Genomic DNA, 26,465 nt, shown 5'->3' on the forward strand with positions numbered 1-26,465 from the left:
ACGAAATATATGAAACTATCGTCTCCCCAAAAGGAAATATATAGTAAAGACCGGTTCACGGCAGCCGAAGCGCAACGGCTTGCGCAGGAGATTGCCTTCGGCCCGGTTGTCTTTCAGGTATCGCGCCTGATGCGTTCTTTCGGCATCTTCGAGATGTTGCGGAATGCCTCCGACGGATTAAGCCTGGAGGAGATTACGGAGAAAACTCGACTTTCGCGTTATGCCGTGCAGGTATTATTGGAATCCTCGCTTACCATCGGAACGATCCTGTTGAAAGAGGAGCGTTTCCATTTGGGCAAAGCCGGTTGGTTCCTGCTCACCGATGAGATGGCACGCGTGAATATGGACTTCAATCAGGATGTCAATTACCTCGGACTCTTCCACCTGGAGGAGGCGTTGCAGGAAGGAAAACCGGCGGGGCTACAGGTATTCGGCGAATGGCCGACGATCTATGAAGGACTGTCGCGCCTGCCCGAACAGGTACAAAAGAGCTGGTTTGCCTTCGATCATTTCTATTCGGACAACTCGTTCCAGCAGGCGTTGGAGATTGTCTTCTCGCGTCCGACGCGCACCCTGCTCGATGTCGGTGGCAATACCGGACGATGGGCGATGCAATGCGTGGCCTATTCACCCGATGTGAAGGTGACCATTATGGATCTTCCGCAACAGTTGGAGATGATGCGTGAAGCGACCAACCGGCAGGAAGGGGCAGACCGTGTCGGAGGATTCCCGGCCAATCTATTGGATCCGGCGCAGGTATTTCCCCAAGGCTTTGATGCTATCTGGATGAGCCAGTTCCTCGATTGCTTCGCTGAAGAAGAGGTATTAAGCATTCTTTCCCGGGCTGCTGTTTCAATGGAAGCCGATAGTCGTCTTTATATTATGGAAACGTTCTGGGACAGACAGAAGTTCGAAACGGCCTCCTATTGCCTGGCGCAGACCAGTCTCTATTTTACAGCATTGGCAAACGGCAACAGCAAGATGTATTACTCCGCCGATATGGAGCGGTTGGTAGCCGAAGCCGGACTGGAAGTCGAACAAATGCACGACGGACTGGGCTTGGGGCATACGATTATGCAATGCAAAAAGAAGAGAAATTAAGATATGAAACGACATAAAAAACAGGAACCGGCATTGATCCATCGCACGACTATACGCGTACGCTTCAGCGAAGTGGACGCGATGAACGTGGTCTGGCATGGCTCGTATGTGCGCTACCTGGAAGATGGACGGGAAGCTTTCGGCAGGGAGTACGCAATCGGTTACTTCGATATTATGAAAGAGGGCTATGTAGTTCCGATCGTCGACCTGAACGTGCAATACAAACATTCCGTATTATACGGGGAGACGATCACCATCGAGACGCGCTATATTCCAAGCTCCGCGGCAAAGATACTCTTTGAATACATCATTTATAAGGAAGACGGACAAACGATTGCCGCTACGGGAAGCAGTGCCCAGGTGTTTGTCTCACGCGAAACCAATCAACTGGAACTGAACACCCCGGCTTTTTATAAGGCCTGGAAAGAGAAATGGAACATCGGGTAAAGACATACCTCACGGCAGATACCATCCTGAGTGCCTTGGGCTTTTCTACGGAGGAAAACCTGGAAGCCGTGCGTGCCTACCGGACGGGACTGGGGCTGATCAACGACACGACGATATACGACCAGCCGTTTATCGGAGCAAAGATAGACCGGAAACGCCTGCAAGAGCAAATCGAAGAAGCCGGATTAGATTCCTATACGACGCTGGAACAATTGTTTCTTTTGGCCATCTCCCAGGTGATATACCAAAGCGGTATAGACCCAGCGGATCCGGACTGCCTACTGATCCTCTCTACAACGAAAGGAAATATCAACTGCCTTGAAGCGGAAGGACTGGCGGAAGAGGCCTATCTATCTGTGATGGCGGAGCGGATTGCCAATTATTTCCGAATGACGCATACCCCATTGGTCCTATCTACCGCTTGTATATCGGGCGTATCCTCGCTGATTGTGGCTTCGCGTCTGATCCGAAATGGCAACTACAAACATATTATCGTAGCCGGAGGCGATCTATTGACCCGCTTTGTCGCAACGGGTTTCCAGTCGTTTAAGTCGGTAAGCCCGGCTGTTTGTCTCCCTTACGACGAGCGACGCGACGGCCTCTCGCTCGGAGAAGCTTGTGCGGCATTGCTCGTTACCTCCGATCGTTCCCGCGTAAAAGAAGCTATCCCCATCCTATTAAAAGGAGGCGGCATCAGCAATGATGCCAATCATATCTCCGGACCTTCGCGCACCGGCGACGGACTCCATCTGGCTATGGAACAGGCGTTGCGTGAAAGCCATCTGGAAGCGAATGAGATCTCTATGGTGAATGCCCATGGCACGGCAACACCCTATAATGACGAAATGGAGTCGAAGGCGATTCACCTCAGCCATCTCGACCACATCCCCCTGAACAGCCTGAAACCCTATTGGGGACATACCTTGGGTGCCTCGGGCATTTTGGAAACGATAGCCTGTATGTATCAGTTGCGCGAAGGGGAAGTATACGGCACATTGGGGTACGAATCGACCAATGTATCTTATCCTTTGCAGGTCAGCGCCCAACACCAGACGGTTGCTTCCATGCGACATTGTCTGAAAACAGCCTCCGGCTTCGGAGGCTCCAACGCGGCGCTTGTACTTTCTGTTGCCGAAGAAACAGAAGATACCGACGGCCTTGTCCCGATAGAGACGGAAGTGATCAGAAATTGCCTTATCCGTCAAGGTAAGATTTGGGTAGACAACCAATTGCGCTTTTCGATAGACGAGGGCGACGATTTCCCAACATTTATCCGGAAGGCCTACAAAGATTTAGCCCTGGACGATCGGAAATTCTACAAAATGGACGACCTCTGCAAACTGGGATATATAGCTACTGCCTACTTACTGGAAGGCAAAGAGATCTCCGACCAGTATCAACCGGAAGAGATCGGCCTTATCCTGTCGAACAAAGCCGCCTCGTTAGATACCGACCTGAAGCATCAACAGGAGATCGACAGCAAAGGAGATGCGGGAGCCAGCCCGGCCATTTTTGTGTACACCCTGCCCAATGTCGTCATGGGAGAATTGGCTATTCGTTATAAAATAAAGGGAGAAAACACTTTCTTTGTATCCGGAAACGACCCGGAAGCCTTCCTGCGCCACTACGCGAGCCTGGCGATGCAAAGCCAACAGATGCGAGCCTGCGTTACGGGATGGTGCGAACTATTGGGCTCAGCCTACGAAGCTCGCTTTGAATGGATAGAACGTAAATAAGTAAAACATATGGAACAATTAAAACAAGAACTCAAAGAAGCATTGATCGACACCTTGAACCTGGAGGATATGACTCCGCAGGAGATCGATGATGCTGCGCCACTATTCGGAGACGAGGGCTTAGGACTCGACTCCATCGATGCCCTGGAGATCATTCTGATCCTGGAGCGCAACTACGGAATCCGTATCGAAAAGCCATCGGAAGGCAAAGAAATCTTCTATTCGGTCGACACCCTGGCTCAATTCATCACGGCTAACCGCACGAAATGAAAGTCTTTATCACAGGAATAGGCGCTATTTCCGGCATCGGACAAGGGCTTGAAGAGCATCTTGCCTCCTTTCGTTCCGGACAACATGGCCTGGGAAAGATCACTCTTTTCCCGACACGCCATGATGTACCTGTTTCTGAGGTAAAAGCAACAAACGACAACCTGAAGGAGCGATTAGGTATACCGCGGCAACAAACCCTGTCGAGAACAGCTCTTTTAGGCATCACTGCCGCACAAGAGGCCTGGCAGGATGCGGCAATTGCCACGACAAACGGTCTGCGCGTCGGGCTTATCTCAGCCAACTCCACCGGAGGCATGGATCTATCCGAGCAGTTTTATCCCCTATTTCGGGAAGACAACAGCCGGGGGAGGCTGCGCGATGTCGCTTCGCACGATGCTGCAGACAGCACCGAACGGATTGCATCCTACTTAGGCTTGACCGGTTTTCGCACCACCATTAGTACCGCCTGTTCGTCGGCCGCCAACGCGTTGATGTTGGGAGCGCGCATGATCCGGCAGGGATTATTGGACGTAGTGATTGCCGGTGGCACAGATGCCCTCTGCAAATTCACCCTGAATGGTTTTTCCTCCCTGATGATTGTCGACCGGGAGCCCTGTCGTCCGTTTGATGCCTCACGGGCGGGTCTGAACCTGGGGGAGGGAGCCGGATATGTGGTGTTGCAATCCGAAAAGAGTCTACACAAGTCGCCCTACGCGGAGTTATGCGGTTTTGCCAACAGCAACGATGCTTACCATCAAACCGCCTCCTCACCGGATGGAACGGGTGCCTGGCTGGCGATGAAGAACGCCTTGGAGATCGCCGGGATCGGCCCGGAAGAGGTGGACTATATCAATGCCCATGGCACAGGCACGCCCAACAACGACGCCTCGGAAAGCCAGGCGATCTATCGTCTTTTTGGAGACAGGATCCCTCCGTTTAGCTCCACCAAAGCTTTCACCGGCCATACCTTAGGCGCTGCCGGTGGACTGGAAGCTGTGTTTAGTGTATTGGCTATTCAGCGAGGTATCTATTACCCCAACCTGAACTTCACCACACCCATCGAAGAGACCGGCTTGGTTCCGGTCACCACCTATAGCGAACAGAACCCCATCCGCACAGTGGTGTCCAACTCGTTTGGGTTCGGGGGCAACAATACCTCTTTAGTCTTTCGTCAGATAAACCGATAAATTATGTTTGAAAAGGCTGTCTATATCCACTCCATCGCCTCCATACACCCGTCTGTATCGGAACCGGCAGACCGGATCCCCGGCACACGCCTGAAAGCCGAAGAGCCCGACTACAAGCAGTTGATTCCGAATGTCGGTGCGCGTCGCCGCATGAGCCGCATCATCCGGATGGGTGTCGCCGCCGCTACGCGCTGCCTGCAAGAGGCCGGAGAGGCAATGCAACCCGATGCCATCCTGACGGCTACCGGGCTGGGCTGCCTGGAAGACACGGAGAAGTTTATGAATAGCTTCTTGGATAACGATGAAGGACTGCTCGCTCCTACGGCCTTTATCCAGTCGACCTTCAACACCATAGGCGGACAAATCGCCCTGTTATTGGGGAATCATGCCTACAACAATACCTACGTGCATCGGGCCTTCTCGTTGGAAAGCGCCATCTTGGACGCGGCACTCTTATTGGCAGAAGGCAAGGCAAGCCGGGTATTGGCCGGATCGATCGACGAACTGACCGACACCTTATTCGCTATCCTGGCACGTTTCGGCTGTTGGAGAAACGCCATGGCTGGCGAGGGAGCCGCTTTCTTCCTACTCGCCGATCAACCCTCCGCCGCTTCACTGGCTCAGCTGAAGGCGATCGACATGATCTCTTCGCCGGAGAAACCCGGAGAGGCGTATCTTCATGCGTTTCTGAAACGATATCACGCAGAAGAGGCAACCATCCTCTATCCGGAGGAGTACAAACAATATTGCGGCGAATATCCTACGGCTATGGGCTTCGGACTCTGGTATGCCTGCCGACAGATACAGGAGAAAGGCCTGCCGGCTGTCCTGCTCTGTAATTCATTTCTGGACAATCATTCATTGATCCTCCTAAAACAGGTGTAATAGGATGGGGGCACTACTCATAGTATGTATCCTGGCGGCAGGAGGTTTCCTATTCTACGCCTCCTACAATATCGCTTCAGGCGTTTACCTGAAAGCCTTTTGCCGGGCAAACACCCGGGAGAAGGAGGTGGCATTGACCTTCGACGACGGGCCTGATCCCGTACAGACACCCCTTGTCCTCGATCTGCTTTCACGCCATCAGGCCAAGGCCTCCTTCTTCTGCATCGGAGAGAAAGCCGTGCCATATCCGGAAATTGTCCGGCGGATGCACCATGAAGGCCACCTGATCGGCAACCATTCGCTGCAACATAAAAACAGTTTCCCCCTCACACCCTACCGGGAGATGCTTTCCGATCTCACGCAAACCCAAGAGATTTTGGAGGGGATCATCGAATCGCCCGTCACTTTTTTCCGCCCGCCCTTCGGGGTGACCAATCCGACCGTTGGGAAAGCTGTCCGCACATTGGGGTATACCACCATCGGCTGGAGCGTCCGTTCGCTCGACACCCGGGGAGAGCCGGTCGAGCAGATCATGAAACGAATCACAAAACAAATCCGTCCGGGCGCCGTTATACTCTTACACGACCGCCTGCCGGATAGCGTCGAACTGTTGACGGCACTGCTTGAATACCTTCAGGCTAACGGATACAAGGTGAAACGTGTTGATGAATTAGTAAATGATTACGCCTTATGAAACAATTCTGTATAGGACTTTTCTTCCTTTTTTCCCTGCAAGCCTTCGCGCAGGAAGCGTCTACACCCCTCGTCTCCTTAGAGGCTTTTCAGGAGCGGCTGAAAGAGGCATCCGGTAAGATTCAATCCATTGAAGCCGACTTCCGTCAGGATAAATACCTCGATGTATTTGCCGAAACGATTGTTTCCAAAGGCCGCTTTGCCTACCGCAAAGAGGAGAAAATCCGCCTGGAATACACCGATCCCCTCGCCTACCTGATGGTGATCAACGGTAGCCAGCTGAAAATCCTGTCGGATGGCAAAACAAATATCGTCTCTTTAGGCACCAACCCCATGATGCAGGAGATGAAAACCCTGATTGCCGCCAGTATGATCGGTGACCTGGGTAGCCTATCCGCCGGTTATACGACCCATTTTTCGGAAAATGCCTCCTCTTACATTGCGCGGATCGAACCCAAATCGGCCGCCACCCGTCAATATATTCGGGAGATTACGATCACATTCAGTAAAACGGATATGTCGGTCACCACCCTGCGCCTGGCAGAAGCGGGAGAGGACTATACGGAATATCATTTTACCAACCGCCGGTATAACACGATCAACTCAGATGAATTGTTTGCGATACCTTAGCCTTTGCCTGTTATTATTGGCCACCTCCTGTGCGCCCTCCATCATTCGGGGATTGCATAAGGAAGGAGATCGCATGATCGGAAAGGAGTTATTGATTCCCCCCTTGCAGGCCAACGGGCAATTGCAACGCTATCACATGACCTTCGACCTGGGGAAACATCATTTCAGCGGTATATTCCTGATCAAAAAGACGGAGGAAGAGCGCCATCGAACCCTCTTCACCACCCATTTCGGACTCACGGTATTCGATTTTGAAATCAGTGGGGAAGAATTGACGGTACACCATTGTATGGAACCGCTGAATAAGCAACAATTACTGAACCTCCTACACCATGACTTCGCCCTCCTTTTGGGTTTGCATTTTGAAAAAGTGAACCCCGCCATTCTCTACCGGTCGCCTACGGATTCCACGCAGGTCTACCGCCTCACCCAAAAGCCTTCCAAAGGCTATTATCGCACCCCCTCTCCCTCCTCTCCTTTCGAAAAGATCCAAACCGGCCACGGCATCACGAAACGCACCCTGTGCACCACACCCGGATCGATCGTGATCTGCCACCGCTTCCCCAGCTTACAGATACGATTGGAAGAGATATAACCCACTCTTTCCGAATTGACAAAATGTAAGCAAAAAGCCCATTTTGCCTTACAATATGATACGTTAAAAAATGTTTCTCCCGGGAGTTTGTCTTCAAAGTCCCGGGTTTTCGGAAAAAAAGTCCCGCGATTTTGACAAAATGATAATTTGGAAAGACGCAAAATAGACTACATTTGCAAAAGAAGTAAAATCAGGAAAAGAAACAATCGCTATGGAAAAATGCAATAAATGCGGAACAACTGCGACAGAAAATGCCAAATTTTGTACTAATTGTGGTCATAGACTATCGGCTACCGAAACTACTCCTCAAATAGATTACAAAAAGATTCTGATATCGATAGTCGGAATCGCTGCTATCATGCTCGCCATTTTTTTCATACAACGGGTGATACTTCATAAAGCGATGTCGAAATCAATGGTGCTTAACGTAGCATTAGTGGAAACGGCCAAAGAGGTAAATAAGACATGTCCGTTTATGATCGATCAGGAAACACGACTTGACAATCTGATCGTTTTGCCCAACAATATACTTCAATACAACTATACGCTCCTGACAATCAACGAAGAAACAACCGATTTAGAGGAACTCAAAAACAATCTCCAGAAGAACCTGACAAATCATATTCGCACCAATCCCGATATGCAATTTTACCGCGATCACGAGGTAAGCTTCAACTATTATTACAGAGATGCAGCCATGAACCATCTGTTTACCATCTCCATCACACCGAAAATGTATAAAAGAAACGCAAAAAAAGAATATACAACTGTAAGTTAAGCAATAGGAAGTGTAAACCAGAAGCAGGAGCCTCTGCCCGGTTCGGAATCGACACCGATGGTGCCGCCCATGCCTTCGATCAGGCTTTTGCAGATGGAGAGGCCAACGCCTGTTCCCTGGGCAAACGAATCGACTTTCACAAAACGGTCGAAGATGCTGTCGATATTCTCCGGTGAGATGCCTATGCCCGTATCTTTCACATAGAACAACAGGGTTTCATCCTCCTGGTATTCACAGCCTATGGTGATGGTGCCTTTTCTGGTGAACTTAAGCGAATTGGTGACAAAGTTTTCCAATACCTGCTTCACCCGATCCGCATCCGTATAGATCACATGATCTTCATACATAGGATCTACCTTTATCTCGATCTCCGGGGGGATCTCTTTGGAATTGAACGACCGAGCCACCTCTTTGCAAAGTTTATGGGCAGAGACTTCGCGCATATCAAACACCATCGTTCCCGATTCAATATTGGAAAGATCCAGTACGTCTGAAACAATTTTGAGGAGCAACTCATTGTTATGGCGGATAATAGAGATATATTCCTGCTTCTCTTCTTCGTCGCGTGTTTCGACCAATAGGTCGGAAAAACCGATGATGGAGTTGAGCGGTGTACGGATCTCATGACTCATATTAGCTAAGAAGGCCGACTTCAGACGGTCTAAGGCTTCCGCTTTGTCCTTGGCAAGGATCATTTCTTTCAATTCGGTAATATCATAGCTTACCCCGATAAGTTCAATATGATCGTTGACCGGATCTTTCTTCGAGGTCAATGTGCAGCGGAGCCATCTCACCTTATTCTTCGACTCGATTACCCGTATCTCTTTTTCAAAGCTCTGGGCACGGCCGGATGCTGCCTTATCGTAGAAATGTTTGATGGCTTCATAATCCTCCGGATGCAACTGGCTATACATATCCGCCAGGTCATCGGTCATCAGGCTGTCTGCCGGTTTGCCTAAGCTGGTAAACCACTGGCTGATGCCGAAGCCCTCCTTCGTTGTCAGGTTCCATTTGAAATAACCTACCTTGGCCAGGTTGGCAATCATCGAGAAGTAGGCTTCAAACTCCTGGATCCGTTGATAGGCATTGGTGGTCTCTGTATTATTGATATTGATAAACAGGTAATTCTGTATCTCCCGCGCCTCATTCAGGATAGGAACTATTTTAACGGTGAGGTTCTTCACCTCTATGGGCGGAAACTCCTTCTTATAATAATCGCCTACCAGGCTGAAATCATAAATAATATGGAAGTCCGCCTTTTCGCCTTTCCGGATTTTCTTTTTCACCTCTTGGGGGAGGCAGGGGTGATCGAACAGATTTAATCCGATGACATTATCCTCCTCATCGAGTTCCAGTATCTCCAGATTTTTATCGTTCCGGTACAATAATCCTCCCTTCTCGTCGTAAAGCTCCAGCCCGACGGGGAGGTTTTCATAAATGGTACGCAGTAGTTTCTCGCTTTCGGCTACTGCTTTATGGGCATTGTGTACGTCGGTCACATCCAACACGAGCGAGATAACCTCGTCTTTATGCAGGGAGAAACGGATCACCTGGCAATGCTTTCCGAGTGTAGGCAGGGGATAATCCTGCTCAATATGCTTATCGCTATTGACCACCTCGGCCATAGCAGGCAAATCGTCTAACGCAGAAAAATCCGATCCTTTCAAACCGATAATTTTATCGGGGGCGATACCGATGATATGCTCCATTTCATCATTTGCCTCCGTATAGAGGAAATCGACCGGCACATCATTGTCATCGTAGATCAGCTGTACGGCCAAATAGCCGATGGGCATACGCTTATACAGCTTCTGCAGGTATTCTTTATCATCCTGGATCTGCACCTTTGACTTCTGCAATTCCACGCAGATATTGATGATATGCATCAGAGAAGAAAACCATTGGAAATCTTCTTCCGACCAGTCGCGTTGTTTGTCTACCACGTCAATGCCGGCATATCCCCAGATCTGATTATCCTTCGATACGAAAGGCACGACCATCAATGATTTAATATTTTGCGACTCCAACACCTCCCGGTCAATGAGGTCCCATTCCGGCAGATCGTCCATCGTAGAAAGGATGATGGGGTGTTGTGTCAGTATCTGTTGGTTCCACCAGGTATCCGGCTCAAAGAACATCTCCGTCAGGTTCTCTATCTCCTCCAGGCCGGGACGACTGACCGCTTCGTAGGTACAGCTTTGATTCATATCTTTCCAGTTATACTCGAAGATATAAGCCCGTTCGGCACTGAAGTGCGTCACTAAGGTAGAGAGGATATGGTTCACCATATCATCGAAGTTCTCGCGTTGCAGGAAAGAGAACAGCGATTTGGAGATCCCATTCAGCTGGTGTATCAGGTTTTTCACCGTTTCACGGGCGGTCTCCTGCTGCATCTTGTCTTCCGGTTCGTCAATCGGGATCATCATTCCCAATAACGTATGTTCGTCGGTCTTGATGATGCGGATAGAAATCCACTCCACATGATCGCCTACATACACCGGAAAAAGGTAACGCCGCATCTGTCTACCGGAGGCAGAGAGGATGGCATTCATGATCCGGGAGCGATAGTCCTCGCGAATCATCTTAAAAAACAACTGAACATCGATCGTTACGGCAGGCAGGTGCAAGAGGTTGGCAACGGCTACCGAGCAGGTCATAGTATTTTTCTGAAGGTCTAACTCCCACCAGCCCATATCAAAGACTTCTGAAATAGCCATATACCTGGCATATTCCATTTCCATATCTTCTGGCCGTATACGGTGTTGTTTTTCCTTCATACTCCTATTCTTACATGATAGCGGTTAAAAATGATCGCAAAGATAACCTATAAAAAAGAAAAACAAATGCTATCCTTTCACTCCGACAAAAAATAGGAGGAGGGTTTTTCCGCGTTTGTTTTCTTTAGCATCGTACATGATCCGTCGAACAAGGCGTTGGGTTCCATCTCCAGCGATTGAGCAGCAATGTCTCCCTGTATGCGAGCAGAAGATTTCACCTCCAGCGTTTCTGCCATCACAGAGCCTTCCACTTCGCCAAACACTTCCACATACGAAGCCGACACTTTCCCTTTCACGCGAGATGTTTTCCCGAGGATCAATTTTTCATTGCATGCTATCTCACCTTCAATCTCGCCATCTACCCGGAAATCCGATTCCGTATAGATATTGCCCATAATGATGGTTCCGGCAGATATGATATTGTGCATGCCACTATTTCCTGTTGTTACAGGAGGAGTTACTTCTTCATACATCTTTTTTCCCATAGGTATGTTTTTTATGCGGCAAAACAAAGCGCATCTCATCATCCCGGATTCCGGGAGAGATGTCTCCGTTTATTAACGCTATTCGAAAGAAAAAGAAAAACTTTCTTTACTCTATTTTAAGATCGTCATCCATCAGGTCTGCCAACTCATCATCATCCAGGCTCAACTCTTCTTCCTCCAGCTTTTCTTCTTCCACGGGAGTAAATGATTCGGGCACCTCCGGCATCTTAGGCAAATCGCCCTCTTTGGTCATTAAGCAGGTACCATTGAATTGAGCATCATGTTCGATTTCCAGAGACCGGGCAACGATATCCCCCTGAATAACTGCCGTCGATTTGATGATCAGTTTTTCAGCGAAGATTTTCCCTTCGATCTCACCCAATACTTCGGTATAAGAGGCAGTTATTTTGCCTCTCACCTGTGCCTTTGGCCCGATAACTAATTTCCCGTTACAGGCTATTTCGCCTTCTACTTTCCCGTCTAAGCGGAAATCACTTTCGGTAATCACATTACCGATGATTGTTGTCCCGGCAGAAATGATGTTATGCAAGCCATTCGGCGCTACATCGTCATATGGTCTGTTTGCCATTGTGATAGAAGATTAGATTTATTGCAAATATAATTGATTATTCAGATCCGGCAAGATCCGCTCTTACCATTTTACCTCATCTAAAGAGGGGGTAGTTGGCGCCTCCGCATATTGCACACCCGCCTGCTTCTTCATCGAGAAGGTACCGTTCACCTGTGCGTCAGGCTGTACTTCGAGCGACTGGGCTACAATATCGCCATTAATGACCGCAGAAGATCTGACCACCAGAATTTCGGCAATCACCATACCTTCTATCTCGCCTAATACCTCCGCGCTACGGGCATTGATAATGCCTTTTACCTTCGCCTTTGTTCCTATCACCAATTTTCCTTTGCAGGAAATCTCACCTTCTACTTTTCCATCCAGACGGAAATCGGTCTCAGTAATGACATTCCCAATTATAGTCGTATCAACAGATATCGTATTGTAAGAATTACCTGTTACGACTTCTTCATATTGTTTTCCCATTTCAACTTTTTATATTAATGATAGACAAATATATATTCTTTTTTCTGATTGAACCACATTTTGTCGTAATTTAGAAAAAAGAATAACGAATTGTGACATTTTAAGTCGACCGCCGACTAACTAAGAAAAACAAGTAATAGCGAAGTTGTGGAGAAAGATTTTTTAGACATGATCAGGCAACATAATGGCATTATCTATAAGGTAGCGTCGTTTTATGCCGACAAAGAAAATATATTGGATGATTTATATCAGGAGGTAGTACTCAACCTGTGGAAATCATTTCCGAACTTTCGGAAAGAGAGCGCCTATTCGACCTGGATCTATCGGATTGCCCTCAACACCTGTATCTCCTTTTTCAGGAAAAGCAGTCGCAAACCCATGTATGTGGAGCTTTCTCCCGATCTCAAAGTTCCTTCCGAAGACAACAGTCTTTATGTAAACGAATTGTATGCATTGATCAATCAGCTAAACAAGTTAGAGCGCGCGATTATCTTTCTCTATCTGGAGGACAGACCCTATAAGGAGATAGCGGATATTATGGGGATCACCTCCACCAATGTCTCCACGAAGATCAATCGCATCAAAGAGAAGCTTAAAAAAATGTCGAACAATTAAAGCAACGTATATTATGGACTTAGATACATTAAAAAGAGAGTGGCAACATAACGAATCATTTAAAAAAGAGGTAAAAGACAGTATGATCAAAGAGATGATTGCCAACCGCAATAAGGGGGCGTTCGAACGCATTAAGAAATATGAGAGAGAGGCCTTACGGGTTCTTCCGATCACATGCATAGCCTTTGTTTTTTTGAGTGCCTCCATCCTGGCTCATGGAGATATCTTCGGGATAAGCTGGGTATTGGCCATATTGCCTATTGGTGCCGGATTATGGTATTGGTCTTACTGGCTGTGTGGCTTCCTGGATAAAATAGATATGAGCCGGATGACGGTCACGGAGGTCTCCCGCTCTATTCTGAAATACAGAACCTATCTCATCAGGCACACCGTTATCGCCGGCATCCTGATGCCTGTCTACCTGGGCGTTTGGGTCTATTGCTATTTCAATGCCAACCACCGATTAGACGAAGTCTTCTCTATCGAGTTCCTGGTTGTTTATTTATCGTGTGCCTTAGTGCTCTTCTTGGTCATCATCTGGTTTCGCTACTTCCGCCATATCCGCGATATCCAGCGTAACCTCCGCGAATTGGAAGAGTTCGAACAAGATAGCCTATAAGAAAAGGGGGGGCTGACTCAAAAGTCAGCCCCCCTCTTTTTTAACCTTCATCTCTTATCAGGGTATCGGAATAAGGTCTTCTTTGAAATTGGCGTTGATGATTTTGTATACCAAAAATTCATTATCATCATATCCATGTTTGTTGTAGAAGTCCAGAATAACCGTTCCGAAACGCACCGGCCCTGTTCTTTTCTTTAAATAACCATCCAGGACATCCGACAAGGCAGGGTTCATAACGGGATCGATGCCGTCACCTCCCCATGCATACTTCCAGGGGGTATGGCTAACTCCCCAAAAGCCTATGGCCATACTGTTGAATGTAAGAAACATGTGATTTCTATGAATGTAACTACTATACGCGCGTTTAATAGCTTTTTTCACCTCTTCCAGCTTCACCCCGGAGTTGTGATTATCATTCCAAAATTCAAAGAACTTATCTTCTACATAAATATTATTGCTGCCATTGAAAAATTCGCCTGATGAATCCTGTGGCCAATCATCGTTCAGATTGATCCCCCATTTGCCTGTCTTTGGTTTCTCAAAACGGCGCAACATCACAATCTTTCCTCTTACTTTGTCTAAGGTAGGAATGCCTTCTTCTCTATAAAACTTACTGACCGGGTTCACGGAATCTTTCGCAAAATAGGCTTCTAACGATTTGGTCAGCGTTCCTCCGTTTTCTCCTTTGATCGACATCAGAATGGTTTCTTTCGGGTGTTTATCCAGGAAGCTATTACACATTTCCAGCACTTTCGTAAAATAAAGACCCGCATAATCAGGCCCATGACAAACCTGGAGGTTATCATCCATACGCACATCGATAAAGCGTATCCCGTCATTCAACTGGGTAGTGAAGCTAAAATTCTGACATTTACTGCCGCCTGGTCCTACCTTACTGGTTCCGGTGCCACTATCGTGCGTACCCGGTATCGATAATTCATACAGGTACTTTTTGCCATCTACATGCGCCATCCAATCCATCGCCGGAGACTTAGCCGGTTTGAAAGTAACCACAAAAGGGTAGGTCGCCCCATGAGGATCTGCAATATAGAGATTTAGATCCTTTGGATTTGCAATGATCATACCATTTTTCACATTCGTTAGCATGACCTCATCAACTGCTGCTGTCTTGTCTCTGTGTATATTGAAAGTGATCCCTTCCGGACATTCTATCTCATAATGCGTATAGTCGCCTGTTAGTACGAAATTAAAGCTGGAACGATGATCCTGACCAGCATGCGGTTTATGGCGGCTACTGGCATACTCATAGCCCTCTTCTGCTGTGAATACAGTATAAACGACCTCAAAATCACCTCCGGCTCCCTTGGGATTGGCAATATAGAAATAATCAGTGCCTTTTTTCTTCGTGATAGAGCCATTGCCCAGGTTTCGGGCGAAATAGGTATCCACCCCATTATTCTCCGGCCATCTGTAATCCCGTTTCACATCGAAGTTGACCGTATCCGGACAATTCCATAAGAAATGCGTACCGGAGGCCATATTGCTGGTCTTAAAGTTATCACTGGATCGTTCATCCTCCCCCTTTTTGGGTTTTTTCCCACTCGTAACCGAACGGGTCACATCATTTGAACTGCCACCCACAATTGCTGGCGGGTTCTCTTCATCAAGGGGAGTATCGCTGTCACACCCGACGGCCAATAGGCTTACCGCACCTATTAATAATAGGAACAGTCTTAACTGTTTCATCTTTTTCGTTTTCATTTCAGATTAATTTTAATTGAACTCTTGTTTTGATTTAGCGTTAGCGCGTTTTAAGTTTGTATCGTTCGTTTCAACTATAGGGAAAGCAGCCTTTCTCTCTATATAATAATAACGGTTAATGTATTCAACTGAATGGGACAAAGATATAAATAAATTTTAACTTATGCATACCTCTTACGAGGTCATACCCCAATTTGCCCACCATTTTCCCCTTTGGGGAAGCTAATACGATCCTCAAAAAAGAATCGCATTTACTAATTATCAATATGTCAGCAAAAACGGCTTTTTGCTATCAATACGATACGTTAAAAAATGTTTCTCCCGGGAGTTTGTGAAAAAACTCCCGGGAGTTCGGAAAAAAAGTCCCGCGATTTTGACAATTTGTCAAATCGCTTTAACGAGCAAAGCGAAGTGCAAAGCAAATAATAAATTGCATTTGCCCGAAAAAAGTTCCTTTTCGCATCGGGATTACTTTTTTCTTCCGTCAGATTTTGGAATAATGACAATCTTTATACCTTTGTCAGACAACTAAAAAAACAGACAAAACATGGCTAAGAGAAGAACATTGAAGCGGGACATCAGCTATATCGCGGGCGAACTGTTCACAGAGGTATTGGTGGCTAAAATGCTGGTATCGAAAATAGACCAGGGCGCGGCCGATATCGTACTGACCCGTATCCTTGATATGCAGGATGAATACATCAAACGGGTATCGCATCCGGGCGGCAAAGACAACAAAAAGGTGGTGAAAGGCTATTATAAAAAGCTGGTAACCGACCTGCAAGCGGAAGTCGAAGCAATTATATTAGCCATCGAAGAGCTGGGCAAAGAGAAGATCGCATGAGTAAATGGTTAAGCAGAACCATCCTCCGATTGGCTGGTTGGAAAGTAGGGCCGGCGGAAGGAGCGGAACTGCCGAAATGTGTGATTTGCGTAGCGCCCCACACGAGTAACTGGGATTTCCCGATCGGAAAACTCTTTTATTCGGCCATTGGCACCACTGCCCATTTCCTGATCAAAAAGGATTGGTTCTTTTTCCCTTTCAACCTGCTGTTTCGCTCGATTGGAGGTGTTCCGATCGATCGCAACAAACGCACTTCGGTGACCGAGCAGATGGTGGCTGAGTTCAATCGCCGCGATCGTTTCCAACTGGCGATCACCCCGGAGGGTACCCGCAAGCCGGTGGAAGAATGGAAAAAAGGCTTCTACTTTATTGCTTTGGAGGCGAAGGTGCCTATCTTGTTAGCCTATATCGACTACGGGAAGAAGGAGGCCGGTATCAAAACCATTTTCTATCCCACCGGGAATGTAGAGGAGGATATCTATACGATCCGTACCCATTACCGTGGTATAAAAGGGGGAAAACCGGAAAACTTTATCAGCATATAAGCGGCATAGAAGCAGAAAAAACGACTATAAATACTTTAAACAAATACTGTTATGGCAGACACATTGCGCATCAGCATGATACAATCCCATATTATTTGGGAAGACCGGGATGAGAACCTGGGTTACTATGGCGAACTATTGCGCCGGGTAAGTGGCAAAACCGATCTGGCGGTGTTGCCGGAAACCTTTTCGACCGGATTCAGCATGAATGTGGAAAAGCTGGCCGACACGATGGATGGGGTGACTATTCCGACTATCAAAGGGTGGGCCGTGAAGTACAAACTCGCCGTGACCGGTAGCTTCATCGTGAAAGAGGCGGGTAAATACTACAACCGCGCCTTCTTTATCACTCCGGAAGGCGATGAATATTATTACGACAAACGCCATTTGTTCCGGATGGCGGACGAAGATGCCCATTATTCGGCCGGCACGAAGAACACGATCGTGTCGTATAAAGGATGGAACATCTGCCTGCAGGTGTGCTACGACTTGCGCTTCCCGGTGTGGAGCCGTAATGTGGATAATGCCTACGACCTGTTGATCTACGTGGCCAACTGGCCGGAAGCCCGTAAGCGGGTATGGAAAACCCTGTTGCAGGCGCGTGCTTTAGAGAATATGGCGTTTGTATGCGGCGTGAACCGCGTGGGCATCGACGGCAAGGGATTTGTCTATAAAGGCGACTCCATGGTGTTCAGCCCAAAAGGAAAAAAATTGGCCGACGCAGGAAAACGGGAAGAGATTACGCGTACCTGCACGATTGAAAAAGAAGATCTTATCAAGATACGCGAGAAGTTCCCGGCCTGGAAAGATGCCGATCGGTTTGAGATTGTTGAGTGATTAGTGATTTAGTGTGCAAGTGAAAAAAAAGTCTCCCTGGGCGTGGGTGCCGTCGCTCTATTTTGCGGAAGGGCTGCCTTGCGTGGTGGTCATGACGCTGTCGGTGGTCATGTATAAAAACCTGCAGGTCTCCAACGCGGAGATTGCGTTTTATACAAGCTGGCTCTATTTCCCCTGGGTGATCAAACCGCTCTGGAGTCCTTTTGTCGATCTGATCAAAACAAAGCGGTGGTGGATCTATTCCATGCAGTTATTGATTGGCGCAGGCATGGCCGGTGTGGCGTTTATGATTCCGACAAGCTTCTTCTTGCAGGCGACCCTCGCCTTCTTCTGGCTGATGGCCTTTAGTTCGGCTACGCACGATATTGCGGCCGACGGATTCTATATGCTGGCGCTCGACGAGAAAGACCAGGCGTTCTTTATCGGCATCCGAAGCACCTTCTACCGGGTCGCCATGCTTACGGGACAGGGATTGTTGGTGATGCTTGCCGGACTATTGGAAAAAGCGACGGGAAGAATCCCGCTTGCCTGGAGTATTATCTTTTTTATTATTGCCGGTCTCATGATCGCTCTGGCACTATGGCACCGGTATATTTTCCCTTACCCGGCTTCCGACAAACAGCGAACGCAACAGACTCCCCGGGAGATCCTGCGGGAGTTCGGACGCACCTTTACCAGTTTCTTTCAGAAAAAAGGGATCATAGCAGCTCTGTTGTTTATGCTTACCTACCGGTTGGGCGAAGCCCAATTGGTGAAGCTGGCCTCTCCTTTCCTGTTAGACAGCCCTGAAGCGGGAGGACTGGGGCTTCCCACGGCGGATGTCGGGGTGGCGTATGGGGTGATTGGCGTGATTGCTCTATTGCTCGGAGGCATTCTGGGTGGCATTTCCATTGCCCGTTTCGGCCTGAAGAAAAGCATCTGGCCGATGGCACTGGCATTATCCCTGCCCAATTTGGTCTATCTCTACATGGCATATACGCTGCCGACCAATTTTATTTTAATCAATATCTGTGTGGGGTTGGAGCAATTGGGCTACGGCTTTGGCTTCACCGCCTACACCATGTACCTGATGCTCTTTGCCGAAGGCGAATATAAAACCTCTCATTTCGCCATATCCACCGGTATTATGGCACTGGGCATGATGGTTCCCGGCATGGTCTCGGGCTGGATTCAGGAGCTTATCGGCTACCAACACTTCTTCTTCTGGGTGATCCTTTGCTGCATCCCCGTCTTTTTGGTAATACCCTTCCTGCGGATAGAGGAGAAGTAAGCTTTTTTATTCCTCCCAAACCACAACAAATTCCTCATTAACTTCGTAACGGAGTTGGTAGGTTCGTTTGTGCGGACTGCGGCTTTCGGAGATGGATAGGATGCCGGTAGTGGCGTAAGGGAAAGGGTGTATGTGGAGGTGTTCGCGGAAGTCGATCTCCTCTTCGGGTATTAGTTTGAACAAGGTCTCTTTGGCACACCAATAGATCAACAGGTGTTCGCTCGTGTGTGCCGGGTCAATGGCGTTGTTTTCCGCCTCACTCAGGAAGCGTTCACGGATTTTTTGGATGCGGTCGCTTCGGTATTCGATATCGATACCGGCGGGTTTATCTTTTTGCAATAGGACAGCCGCATAGCCATTCGTGTGGGAGATGCTGATCGACAAGGGATGATCCGGCAGAAAAGGGGCGCCGTTGGGGTGATAGGCGATGACAGCTTCTTCGCCTAATAGCTCTTTTAATAGGAGGCGTACAGCCAGCCATTCGGTGCGTCGCTTCTCCGTTTTTATCTTTTCCAGGGCAGGCAGTTGCTTTTCCCTGTCGGCAAAATGGGCGAACAACTCCTCGCTACTCTCCGTTATCTGCCAGATCGCGCGACGCGGACTCTCGTATGTGGCGAATAATGGCATCAGTCGTTCCAGCTGAATGATTGTATGATTTCGAGAATATCCTCCTGCAGGTAGCGAGTCACAGGCGCCAGCGAATCGGCATTCTGGCGAATATCGTAAAACAAACTGCCTCGAAAGAAATGCGAACTGCTGTCGGTCAATACAAACTGTATGGGCGAAGCGGCATCGCCATCCAACAAAAAGAGCGAAGCATAGAGCCGTTTTTCCGGATCAGTATAGGCTTTTTCGGAGATTCGTTCAGCATGGCGCGCCTGACGAACTACCAGTTCGCGGCTTTCTGCCTCTGTTTCGGGAAGCGTTGCCGGGGTAATAGCCAGGTAACTGCCATAGATCTTAGCACCCAGCGACGGATAGGCGACGTTGATCCAACTTTCGTTGGCGTTTTCAGGCGGCAATTCGATCTCCGCCAGGTGGGAAATATGAAAGCTATAAGGCAGATTATCCAACGCAAACAACCTGTAATGGGGCGCGGGAGGCTCCAACCGCATATAACCACGCGGCTTGGGTGTGTAGTGTTGCGTGCAGGCCACGCAGCAAATACTTATCCATACCAGGAGAAAACGCTTCATGATTTCCGTAAATTGTTTCATGATTCCCGCAAATCCTCTTCGGTTGCCGGATCATTGAGAAGGCTGAATTTGACCTTCAGTATGCGGCGATTGTCGATCTCCAGTATCTGGAAACGATATTTATCGTAGGTGATCACCTCTTTGCGGTGTGGGAAATCGCCTTTCAGCTCCAATAACAATCCGCCCAAGGTCTCGACCTCTTCGGTCAGCTTGCCGAAATCCTCTTCGCGAGCATCGATGGTGCGGAAGAAATCGGTCAGCATAATCTTGGCTTCGAATATATAACTTCCGTCCGCCAATTTGATATACTGCCGCTCGTCTTCATCGTACTCATCGGAAATATCGCCTACGATCTCTTCTAGGATATCCTCCATGGTGACGATTCCCGACGTACCGCCGTATTCATCAACCACAATGGCCATGTGTATCTTGTTCGTACGGAACTCTTCGAGCAGGTCGTCGATCTTTTTGGTCTCGGGCACAAAGTAAGCCGGACGTATCAGACTTTGCCAGCGGAAGGTGTCCGGTTTGTCGATATAGGGCAGGAGATCTTTGATATACAGGATCCCTTTGATATTGTCTTCCGTGTCGGAATAGACCGGAATACGGGAGTAACCCGACTGAATAACGAAGTCGATCACCCCCCGGTAGTTTGTTTTGATATCGATATCCTCCATATCGAGGCGCGAAGTCATGATCTCATCCGCCGTCTTGTCATAGAATTTGATGATCTCCGCCAGCATCTCCTTCTCATCCTGTATCTCGGCGGAGGTCAGTTCCAATGCTTTGGATAGCTTTTCGGCCGAGAGATCGTATTTGCGACGTCCCTTCCCTTTGGTAATAAACGAGGTCGAACCAACCAACAACTTGGCCAGCGGACGACAAAACGACTCTACTCCGCTCAGTACAGGGGCGGAAAAACGAACAAAACGCAATGGATTAAGCTGTGCATATATCTTGGGCATGATCTCCCCGAACAGGAGTAATAGGAAGGTCAACAGGATGGTTTCCAACACAAAGCCGAACACCGGCGAGGCGGTGAAGTCGATCCACAAGTGAATACCGAAGGTGAAAAGCATTACCACCGCCACATTTACAAAGTTATTGACAATAAGAATGGTGGCCAACAAGTATTCCGAACGATCCAGTAACCGTTGAATCACTTTATCGGAGGCATGCCTGCCGTCGTTGATCTCATCCCGGTCGCCGGGTGATAAAGAAAAGAAAGCCACTTCGGAGGCGGAAACATAAGCGGAAGCACACAAAAGCAGCGCTGCTATAGAAAACGCAATGATAGAGCTTGCCGTAAACTCGTTAATGACAACGTTACTGAAAATACTCGAAAAATAGTCTGAGTCCAAGGAACTGGGGGATTAGTTAAACAATATCAGAACGGAAGATCGTCTGCGTCATTCGTTTCTAAAGAAGGAGAAGCCGGACCGGCCGGTTGCTGGATAGAGGTAGTCGGCGGCTGTTGCATAGCCGGCTGTTGAACGGGTTGCTGGGCAGATTGAGTCGTTTGTGTCGAGGTGGTCGCGTTGTCGGGGCGTCCTCCTCCCAGGCTAAAGAATTCAATGCGATCGGCATATATCTCCGTTACATAGCGCTTGATGCCCGCGGCATCGTCGTAGCTGCGCGAGCGGATCTTACCTTCCACATACAAAAGAGAACCTTTTTTCACCCATTTCTCCACGAACTGCACCCGTTCGCGGTAGACCACAATGTTATGCCATTCGGTACGTTCCGGAACCACCGTTCCATTCGCCAGTGTATACCCCCTTTCAGAAGTCGCCAACGGGAAATTAGCCACAGCCACGTTATTATCAAAATAGCGGATATCCGGATCTTTCCCGACATTGCCTATTAGAATTACCTTATTTAATGACATAAAATTCGTTTTTATTGTGTGTATGCAAAGGAAAACAATTTCAGTCATTCTGCAAAGTTTCCATTTTAAATTATGTAGAAAACATTTTTGGCGCACCTCTCTTTTCTTCGCAAATGCCATTTGACAAAATGTAAGCAAAAACGCCATTTTGCTTTACAATATGATACGTTAAAAAATGTTTCTCCCGGGAGTTTATCTCCAAAGTCCCGGGTTTTCGGAAAAAAAGTCCCGCGATTTTGACAAAATGATATTTCGTCTGAACCGGGATTTCGCTGATTAGGGAATTTCCCAGATGTGATTTTGATGGATTCATATGATTTTATATGATTGGTTATACAAACAATCAGCATAAATCAAGTCAATCTTCCTAAATCACATCTGGGAAATCCTTCAATCAGCGAAATCCCGGTTCAAGACTCTTTGTTATTTATGTTCTTAAACACAAATCCTCAGGTTGCTTATTCCCCTAACATTCTATAATTTGCGGGCTCGTGAAAATTCACGTGCAGATTTTATTGTTAAACCCAAATAAATCCCTGATATCATGAAAGTATATCAAACAAATGAAATTAAGAACATCGCCGTCTTGGGAAGTTCTGGCTCTGGGAAAACCACTCTCGCTGAAGCAATGCTTTTCGAGGGTGGAGTTATAAAACGTCGTGGATCTGTAGACAGTGGAAACACCGTGTCCGATTATTTTCCGGTTGAGAAAGAGTATGGTTACTCCGTTTTCTCAACCGTTTTCAGTGTAGAATGGCAGAATAAAAAGCTCAACTTTGTTGACTGCCCGGGTTCCGACGACTTCATCGGAGGTACCGTTTCGGCATTGAACGTAACGGATACCGCACTGATGGTGCTGAATGCGCAATATGGAGTAGAAGTGGGAACAATCAATCAGTTCCGTTATGTCGACCAGTTTAAGAAGCCGGTTATTTTTGTGGTGAACCAATTGGATAACGACAAGGCGGATTTTGATAATACAATCAATCAGCTGAAAGAGCGCTGGGGTAATAAAGCGGTTCAGATTCAGTATCCCGTAAGCACGGGCACCAGCTTTAATGCTGTGGTGGATGTATTGAAAATGAAGATGTATCAGTGGAAGCCGGAAGGAGGCGTTCCCGATGTATTAGACATCCCGGCCGACCAGATGGATAAAGCCATGGAATTGCATCAGGCCTTGGTGGAAGCAGCCGCCGAACACGACGATGCGTTGATGGAGAAATTCTTCGACGAAGGCAGTCTTTCGGAAGACGAAATGCGCGCAGGTATCCGCGCCGGTTTGTTGGCTCGCGGTATGTATCCGGTATTCTGTGTATGTGCTAAATTAGATATGTGTGTGCGCCGTACGATGGAATTCCTGGGCAACGTAGTTCCTTCGCCCGACCAGATGCCGGGTTATGAAAACACAGCAGGCGAGATGGTTAAATTGGATCCGAACGGAGCTACCAGCCTGTTCTTCTATAAAACAACCCTTGAACCGCATATCGGACAGGTTTCTTACTTTAAAGTGATATCAGGAAAAGTAAAAGAAGGAGACGACCTGTTGAATGCCGATCGTGGTTCCAAAGAACGTATTGCCCAGTTGTTTGTAACTGCCGGACAAACCCGTTCGCAGGTGCCCGAAATGGTAGCCGGAGATATCGGTGCGACCGTAAAACTGAAAGATGTGCGCCGCGGTAATACCCTCAATGGCAAGGGAGCAGACAACAAATTCGACTTTATCAAATACCCGGATCCGAAATACCGTCGCGCGGTGAAAGCTACCAACGAATCCGATTCGGAAAAGATGATGGAGATATTGATTCGTATGCACGAAGAAGATCCAACCTGGCTGATAGAACAATCCAAGGAACTGAAGCAAACCATTGTTTCCGGACAGGGTGAATTCCATCTTCGCACGCTGAAATGGCGTATTGAAAACAATGATAAGATCGCTATCGAATACCTGGAACCGAAGATTCCATATCGTGAAACGATCACCAAGCAGGCGCGTGCCGACTATCGTCATAAGAAACAATCGGGTGGTGCCGGCCAGTTTGGCGAGGTGCATCTGATCGTAGAGCCTTATACCGAAGGAATGCCTACGCCGGAAATCTATAAATTCAACGGACAGGAGTTCAAGATCAGTGTGCGCGATACACAAGTCATCGAGCTCGACTGGGGTGGTAAACTGGTATTTATCAACAGTATCGTCGGTGGTTCCATCGATACACGCTTCCTGCCGGCTATTCTCAAAGGTATTACGGCACGCATGGAGCAGGGGCCATTGACCGGTTCGTATGCCCGCGACGTGCGTATCATTGTGTACGATGGAAAGATGCACCCGGTAGACAGTAATGAAATCTCCTTTATGCTCGCCGGACGTAACGCGTTCAGCACAGCCTTTAAGAACGCGGGACCGAAGATCCTCGAACCGGTGTACGATGTGGAAGTATCCGTACCGGCCGATTATCTGGGTGACGTGATGAGCGACATGCAGGGACGCCGCGCGATTATTATGGGTATGGACAGCGAAGGTGGTTTCGAGAAACTAAAAGCGAAAGTGCCTTTGAAAGAGATGTCGAACTATTCTACCTCTTTGAGTTCTATCACCGGAGGTCGTGGCTCGTTTATCATGAAATATGCCAGCTACGAATTGGTTCCGACCGATGTTCAGGACAAACTGTTGAAGGAATACGAAGCTTCTCAGGAAGAAGATTAAGTACCTTTCTTATACATATAAAGAGACCGGCCTATTTGTTTAGGCCGGTTTTTTTGTTTTTTCCGAAAAAAGAGGGCAGATTCTAAATCCAAACTGATTGCTCATAACGTCTAACAGATGTAATAACTCATAAAACAATACATATTATGAAACAATTCTATTTCTTTTTAGTCATGATTTTTCTGGCCTTGCCTCTATGGGGACAGGAACCGGATTCTATTACAGTCAGCCCAGAGGATACGGAAACAAGCAAAACACTACCAGTCAATATCAAGAGATCTTTTTCTCTTCTGGGTTTTGAGACTTCTTCTGAAGACACAATAGATGTAGATCCCGTAAAAGGTCCGTTGGGTATTTTTAGCAATATGGCGAATCGAATGATGAGCGGAGCATTAGTTTTTGGAATTATAATCTACTCATTTATATTCATTGGCATCATACTCCTTATCATAGCCATCTTTGTTCGCAGAAGCAAACAAGAAAAGAAGCGACAGGAGCTTTTCTTGAAATATGCCGAATTAAACCAGCCTATTCCTGATTATTTACTGAAAGAACAGGCCTCCGCCTCTTCTAATCTCAAAAAAGGACTTATCTGGCTGGCGGTAGGTTTAGGTTGTTTGTTTGTACTCAGAGAGATTGCTCCCATACCTATTTTTGTGGGGATAGCCTATCTTATTATTTATAAACTGGGGCAAAAAGATTCCAGTAAGGACCGGCGGAATGAAGGAGAAAGCCGCTGATATCAGGTTGATATCCCAACTGGTTTTATGGAATGATAAACGTGCCTTTGACAGCTTGGTCTTAAAGTACCAATCGTCTGTGCGGCGGTTCATCATGCATCTGACCATGGGCGACCAAGCATTAAGCGAAGACCTGGCACAGGAGACATTTATCAAGGCTTACCTGAATATAAAAAGTTTTCAGGCTGTTTCCGGTTTCTCGACCTGGCTGTTCCGGATCGCTTACAATGTGTTCTATGATTCGGTACGCACCCGGAAATACTTTGAAGAGATCGATGTGGAAACAATAGATAATTCCCATCAGGTGACAAATTCCTTTTCATCGGAAAAGGAAGATATTTATAAAGCATTATCTTTATTGCGCAAAGAGGAACAGGTGGTGCTATTGTTGTTCTATATGGAGGATAAAACCCAGAAAGAGATTGCCGGAATAACGGGATACCCGCTTGGAACGGTGAAAACTTTTTTATTGAAAGGGAAAGAGAGAGTGAAAGATTACCTAATAAAGGCTGGTTATGGAGAATAGATCAGATAAAATAATAAAAGATTTTTTTGCTGTTAACAAGGAGGATATCCCTGATAACGGTTTCACAGAGAGGCTGAGGGAACATTTGCCGGTTCGGCGAAAGTCATACAACTGGATTGTTCCGCTTTTTTCACTGATTGGCGTCATTCTCTCCTTCTTCTTATGCCTGTATAACGATCTCTTCACCCGCATTGGTAAACATATCGTGGATCATCCCATTGATTTTTTTGTTCCGTTATTACTCTTCCCTATTATCTGTTTGTTTGTTATACAGATGGTGGTTAAAAAGGAAGATGAATTCATCTGAAAAAATATAATAAT

General features: G+C 47.5%; 29 protein-coding genes. 20 read left to right on the top strand and 9 right to left on the bottom strand.

Annotated elements, in window-relative coordinates:
• The first annotated feature begins 9 nt into the window (after positions 1–9).
• The 10 genes from M2137_RS09545 to M2137_RS09590 all read left to right on the top strand — a co-directional run bounded on the left by M2137_RS09545 (position 10) and on the right by M2137_RS09590 (position 8,322).
• A complete protein-coding gene (locus M2137_RS09545; RefSeq protein WP_280766204.1) occupies positions 10–1,101 on the top strand; it encodes a methyltransferase in 1,092 nt (363 codons plus the stop codon).
• A gap of 3 nt (positions 1,102–1,104) precedes the next feature.
• Positions 1,105–1,548: an acyl-CoA thioesterase gene (locus tag M2137_RS09550; RefSeq protein ID WP_280766205.1), complete on the top strand. Its 444-nt coding sequence runs from the start codon at positions 1,105–1,107 to the stop codon at positions 1,546–1,548.
• Positions 1,533–3,284 (top strand): beta-ketoacyl synthase N-terminal-like domain-containing protein, encoded by a 1,752-nt coding sequence (locus tag M2137_RS09555; RefSeq protein WP_280766206.1) that lies wholly within the window; start codon positions 1,533–1,535, stop codon positions 3,282–3,284. Before M2137_RS09550 ends, M2137_RS09555 begins: the two co-directional genes overlap by 16 nt.
• A gap of 9 nt (positions 3,285–3,293) precedes the next feature.
• Entirely contained in the window at positions 3,294–3,554 is a 261-nt protein-coding gene (locus M2137_RS09560) for a phosphopantetheine-binding protein (RefSeq protein ID WP_280766207.1), read from the top strand.
• Positions 3,551–4,741, top strand: a complete 1,191-nt coding sequence (locus tag M2137_RS09565; protein WP_280766208.1) for a beta-ketoacyl-[acyl-carrier-protein] synthase family protein — start codon at positions 3,551–3,553, stop codon at positions 4,739–4,741. The genes M2137_RS09560 and M2137_RS09565 overlap by 4 nt, the downstream gene beginning before the upstream one ends.
• Positions 4,742–4,744: 3 nt before the next feature.
• Positions 4,745–5,626: a beta-ketoacyl synthase chain length factor gene (locus M2137_RS09570; RefSeq protein ID WP_280766209.1), complete on the top strand. Its 882-nt coding sequence runs from the start codon at positions 4,745–4,747 to the stop codon at positions 5,624–5,626.
• A 4-nt stretch (positions 5,627–5,630) separates the two neighbouring features.
• Positions 5,631–6,320 carry a polysaccharide deacetylase family protein gene (locus M2137_RS09575; RefSeq protein ID WP_280766210.1) on the top strand — a complete coding sequence of 230 codons (690 nt, stop codon included), beginning with the start codon at positions 5,631–5,633 and terminating at the stop codon, positions 6,318–6,320.
• Complete coding sequence (locus M2137_RS09580) at positions 6,317–6,949, top strand: outer membrane lipoprotein carrier protein LolA (protein ID WP_280766211.1); 633 nt, start codon at positions 6,317–6,319, stop codon at positions 6,947–6,949. Before M2137_RS09575 ends, M2137_RS09580 begins: the two co-directional genes overlap by 4 nt.
• Positions 6,927–7,544, top strand: coding sequence for a hypothetical protein (locus M2137_RS09585; RefSeq protein WP_280766212.1), 618 nt, complete (start codon positions 6,927–6,929; stop codon positions 7,542–7,544). Before M2137_RS09580 ends, M2137_RS09585 begins: the two co-directional genes overlap by 23 nt.
• Before the next feature lie 358 nt (positions 7,545–7,902).
• Positions 7,903–8,322, top strand: a complete 420-nt coding sequence (locus M2137_RS09590; RefSeq protein WP_280766213.1) for a hypothetical protein — start codon at positions 7,903–7,905, stop codon at positions 8,320–8,322.
• On the opposite strand, the gene M2137_RS09595 is transcribed toward M2137_RS09590, so the two are convergent.
• The 4 genes from M2137_RS09595 to M2137_RS09610 all read right to left on the bottom strand — a co-directional run bounded on the left by M2137_RS09595 (position 8,319) and on the right by M2137_RS09610 (position 12,641).
• Positions 8,319–11,099 carry an ATP-binding protein gene (locus tag M2137_RS09595; RefSeq protein WP_280766214.1) on the bottom strand — a complete coding sequence of 927 codons (2,781 nt, stop codon included), beginning with the start codon at positions 11,097–11,099 and terminating at the stop codon, positions 8,319–8,321. The two genes, M2137_RS09590 and M2137_RS09595, sit on opposite strands and share 4 nt — an antisense overlap.
• Before the next feature lie 77 nt (positions 11,100–11,176).
• A complete protein-coding gene (locus M2137_RS09600; protein ID WP_280766215.1) occupies positions 11,177–11,584 on the bottom strand; it encodes a polymer-forming cytoskeletal protein in 408 nt (135 codons plus the stop codon).
• A gap of 106 nt (positions 11,585–11,690) precedes the next feature.
• The gene (locus M2137_RS09605) at positions 11,691–12,173 is read right to left on the bottom strand and encodes a polymer-forming cytoskeletal protein (protein ID WP_280766216.1); all 483 of its coding nucleotides are present in this window, start codon (positions 12,171–12,173) and stop codon (positions 11,691–11,693) included.
• Positions 12,174–12,236: 63 nt separating this feature from the next.
• Positions 12,237–12,641, bottom strand: a complete 405-nt coding sequence (locus M2137_RS09610; protein ID WP_280766217.1) for a polymer-forming cytoskeletal protein — start codon at positions 12,639–12,641, stop codon at positions 12,237–12,239.
• A gap of 168 nt (positions 12,642–12,809) precedes the next feature.
• On the opposite strand from M2137_RS09610, the gene M2137_RS09615 reads away from it, so the two are divergent.
• Together M2137_RS09615 and M2137_RS09620 are read left to right on the top strand one after the other, a co-directional pair.
• Positions 12,810–13,256 (top strand): RNA polymerase sigma factor, encoded by a 447-nt coding sequence (locus M2137_RS09615; RefSeq protein ID WP_280766358.1) that lies wholly within the window; start codon positions 12,810–12,812, stop codon positions 13,254–13,256.
• Between the two features lie 13 nt (positions 13,257–13,269).
• Positions 13,270–13,875, top strand: coding sequence for a hypothetical protein (locus M2137_RS09620; RefSeq protein ID WP_280766218.1), 606 nt, complete (start codon positions 13,270–13,272; stop codon positions 13,873–13,875).
• Positions 13,876–13,932: 57 nt separating this feature from the next.
• On the opposite strand, the gene M2137_RS09625 is transcribed toward M2137_RS09620, so the two are convergent.
• Positions 13,933–15,582: a phosphatidylinositol-specific phospholipase C gene (locus M2137_RS09625; RefSeq protein WP_280766219.1), complete on the bottom strand. Its 1,650-nt coding sequence runs from the start codon at positions 15,580–15,582 to the stop codon at positions 13,933–13,935.
• Positions 15,583–16,144: 562 nt separating this feature from the next.
• Between M2137_RS09625 and M2137_RS09630 the strand changes: the two genes are divergently transcribed.
• Genes M2137_RS09630 through M2137_RS09645 form a run of 4 tightly spaced genes read left to right on the top strand, consistent with a single transcriptional unit; the run spans position 16,145 to position 19,093 of the window.
• On the top strand, positions 16,145–16,441 hold the full coding sequence (locus M2137_RS09630) for a hypothetical protein (protein ID WP_280766220.1): 297 nt from the start codon (positions 16,145–16,147) through the stop codon (positions 16,439–16,441).
• Positions 16,438–16,986: a lysophospholipid acyltransferase family protein gene (locus M2137_RS09635; protein ID WP_280766221.1), complete on the top strand. Its 549-nt coding sequence runs from the start codon at positions 16,438–16,440 to the stop codon at positions 16,984–16,986. Before M2137_RS09630 ends, M2137_RS09635 begins: the two co-directional genes overlap by 4 nt.
• A gap of 51 nt (positions 16,987–17,037) precedes the next feature.
• Positions 17,038–17,823, top strand: coding sequence for an amidohydrolase (locus M2137_RS09640; protein ID WP_280766222.1), 786 nt, complete (start codon positions 17,038–17,040; stop codon positions 17,821–17,823).
• Between the two features lie 19 nt (positions 17,824–17,842).
• Positions 17,843–19,093 (top strand): MFS transporter, encoded by a 1,251-nt coding sequence (locus M2137_RS09645; protein ID WP_280766223.1) that lies wholly within the window; start codon positions 17,843–17,845, stop codon positions 19,091–19,093.
• Between the two features lie 6 nt (positions 19,094–19,099).
• Here M2137_RS09645 and M2137_RS09650 read toward each other — a convergent pair whose 3' ends face one another.
• From M2137_RS09650 to ssb, 4 genes are read right to left on the bottom strand one after another with little or no spacing between them, the layout of a single operon-like run.
• Positions 19,100–19,720: a 4'-phosphopantetheinyl transferase superfamily protein gene (locus M2137_RS09650; RefSeq protein ID WP_280766224.1), complete on the bottom strand. Its 621-nt coding sequence runs from the start codon at positions 19,718–19,720 to the stop codon at positions 19,100–19,102.
• Positions 19,720–20,289 carry a gliding motility protein GldD gene (locus tag M2137_RS09655; RefSeq protein ID WP_280766225.1) on the bottom strand — a complete coding sequence of 190 codons (570 nt, stop codon included), beginning with the start codon at positions 20,287–20,289 and terminating at the stop codon, positions 19,720–19,722. Before M2137_RS09655 ends, M2137_RS09650 begins: the two co-directional genes overlap by 1 nt.
• A gap of 17 nt (positions 20,290–20,306) precedes the next feature.
• Entirely contained in the window at positions 20,307–21,650 is a 1,344-nt protein-coding gene (gldE, locus tag M2137_RS09660) for a gliding motility-associated protein GldE (RefSeq protein ID WP_280766226.1), read from the bottom strand.
• Positions 21,651–21,676: 26 nt separating this feature from the next.
• On the bottom strand, positions 21,677–22,177 hold the full coding sequence (ssb, locus tag M2137_RS09665) for a single-stranded DNA-binding protein (protein WP_280766227.1): 501 nt from the start codon (positions 22,175–22,177) through the stop codon (positions 21,677–21,679).
• A 544-nt stretch (positions 22,178–22,721) separates the two neighbouring features.
• Between ssb and M2137_RS09670 the strand changes: the two genes are divergently transcribed.
• The 4 genes from M2137_RS09670 (at position 22,722) to M2137_RS09685 (ending at position 26,451) form a co-directional block, all read left to right on the top strand.
• On the top strand, positions 22,722–24,878 hold the full coding sequence (locus M2137_RS09670) for an elongation factor G (RefSeq protein WP_280766228.1): 2,157 nt from the start codon (positions 22,722–22,724) through the stop codon (positions 24,876–24,878).
• 146 nt (positions 24,879–25,024) lie between these two features.
• A complete protein-coding gene (locus tag M2137_RS09675; protein WP_280766229.1) occupies positions 25,025–25,618 on the top strand; it encodes a DUF6249 domain-containing protein in 594 nt (197 codons plus the stop codon).
• Positions 25,599–26,144: a sigma-70 family RNA polymerase sigma factor gene (locus tag M2137_RS09680; RefSeq protein WP_280766230.1), complete on the top strand. Its 546-nt coding sequence runs from the start codon at positions 25,599–25,601 to the stop codon at positions 26,142–26,144. Before M2137_RS09675 ends, M2137_RS09680 begins: the two co-directional genes overlap by 20 nt.
• Positions 26,134–26,451, top strand: a complete 318-nt coding sequence (locus M2137_RS09685) for a DUF5056 domain-containing protein (RefSeq protein ID WP_280766231.1) — start codon at positions 26,134–26,136, stop codon at positions 26,449–26,451. The genes M2137_RS09680 and M2137_RS09685 overlap by 11 nt, the downstream gene beginning before the upstream one ends.
• The last annotated feature ends 14 nt before the right edge of the window (positions 26,452–26,465 follow it).

Source organism: Parabacteroides sp. PFB2-10 (assembly GCF_029893085.1).
Classification (GTDB): Bacteria; Bacteroidota; Bacteroidia; order Bacteroidales; family Tannerellaceae; genus QVMG01.

Excerpts from the sequence above, each read along its gene's own strand:
- M2137_RS09545 (WP_280766204.1), top strand. The coding sequence starts at position 10 with ATGAAACTATCGTCTCCCCAAAAGGAAATATATAGTAAAGACCGGTTC.
- M2137_RS09550 (WP_280766205.1), top strand. The coding sequence starts at position 1,105 with ATGAAACGACATAAAAAACAGGAACCGGCATTGATCCATCGCACGACT.
- M2137_RS09555 (WP_280766206.1), top strand. The coding sequence starts at position 1,533 with ATGGAACATCGGGTAAAGACATACCTCACGGCAGATACCATCCTGAGT.
- M2137_RS09560 (WP_280766207.1), top strand. The coding sequence starts at position 3,294 with ATGGAACAATTAAAACAAGAACTCAAAGAAGCATTGATCGACACCTTG.
- M2137_RS09565 (WP_280766208.1), top strand. The coding sequence starts at position 3,551 with ATGAAAGTCTTTATCACAGGAATAGGCGCTATTTCCGGCATCGGACAA.
- M2137_RS09570 (WP_280766209.1), top strand. The coding sequence starts at position 4,745 with ATGTTTGAAAAGGCTGTCTATATCCACTCCATCGCCTCCATACACCCG.
- M2137_RS09575 (WP_280766210.1), top strand. The coding sequence starts at position 5,631 with ATGGGGGCACTACTCATAGTATGTATCCTGGCGGCAGGAGGTTTCCTA.
- M2137_RS09580 (WP_280766211.1), top strand. The coding sequence starts at position 6,317 with ATGAAACAATTCTGTATAGGACTTTTCTTCCTTTTTTCCCTGCAAGCC.
- M2137_RS09585 (WP_280766212.1), top strand. The coding sequence starts at position 6,927 with ATGAATTGTTTGCGATACCTTAGCCTTTGCCTGTTATTATTGGCCACC.
- M2137_RS09590 (WP_280766213.1), top strand. The coding sequence starts at position 7,903 with ATGCTCGCCATTTTTTTCATACAACGGGTGATACTTCATAAAGCGATG.
- M2137_RS09595 (WP_280766214.1), bottom strand. The coding sequence starts at position 11,099 with ATGAAGGAAAAACAACACCGTATACGGCCAGAAGATATGGAAATGGAA.
- M2137_RS09600 (WP_280766215.1), bottom strand. The coding sequence starts at position 11,584 with ATGGGAAAAAAGATGTATGAAGAAGTAACTCCTCCTGTAACAACAGGA.
- M2137_RS09605 (WP_280766216.1), bottom strand. The coding sequence starts at position 12,173 with ATGGCAAACAGACCATATGACGATGTAGCGCCGAATGGCTTGCATAAC.
- M2137_RS09610 (WP_280766217.1), bottom strand. The coding sequence starts at position 12,641 with ATGGGAAAACAATATGAAGAAGTCGTAACAGGTAATTCTTACAATACG.
- M2137_RS09615 (WP_280766358.1), top strand. The coding sequence starts at position 12,810 with ATGATCAGGCAACATAATGGCATTATCTATAAGGTAGCGTCGTTTTAT.
- M2137_RS09620 (WP_280766218.1), top strand. The coding sequence starts at position 13,270 with ATGGACTTAGATACATTAAAAAGAGAGTGGCAACATAACGAATCATTT.
- M2137_RS09625 (WP_280766219.1), bottom strand. The coding sequence starts at position 15,582 with ATGAAACAGTTAAGACTGTTCCTATTATTAATAGGTGCGGTAAGCCTA.
- M2137_RS09630 (WP_280766220.1), top strand. The coding sequence starts at position 16,145 with ATGGCTAAGAGAAGAACATTGAAGCGGGACATCAGCTATATCGCGGGC.
- M2137_RS09635 (WP_280766221.1), top strand. The coding sequence starts at position 16,438 with ATGAGTAAATGGTTAAGCAGAACCATCCTCCGATTGGCTGGTTGGAAA.
- M2137_RS09640 (WP_280766222.1), top strand. The coding sequence starts at position 17,038 with ATGGCAGACACATTGCGCATCAGCATGATACAATCCCATATTATTTGG.
- M2137_RS09650 (WP_280766224.1), bottom strand. The coding sequence starts at position 19,720 with ATGCCATTATTCGCCACATACGAGAGTCCGCGTCGCGCGATCTGGCAG.
- M2137_RS09655 (WP_280766225.1), bottom strand. The coding sequence starts at position 20,289 with ATGAAGCGTTTTCTCCTGGTATGGATAAGTATTTGCTGCGTGGCCTGC.
- ssb (WP_280766227.1), bottom strand. The coding sequence starts at position 22,177 with ATGTCATTAAATAAGGTAATTCTAATAGGCAATGTCGGGAAAGATCCG.
- M2137_RS09670 (WP_280766228.1), top strand. The coding sequence starts at position 22,722 with ATGAAAGTATATCAAACAAATGAAATTAAGAACATCGCCGTCTTGGGA.
- M2137_RS09675 (WP_280766229.1), top strand. The coding sequence starts at position 25,025 with ATGAAACAATTCTATTTCTTTTTAGTCATGATTTTTCTGGCCTTGCCT.
- M2137_RS09680 (WP_280766230.1), top strand. The coding sequence starts at position 25,599 with ATGAAGGAGAAAGCCGCTGATATCAGGTTGATATCCCAACTGGTTTTA.
- M2137_RS09685 (WP_280766231.1), top strand. The coding sequence starts at position 26,134 with ATGGAGAATAGATCAGATAAAATAATAAAAGATTTTTTTGCTGTTAAC.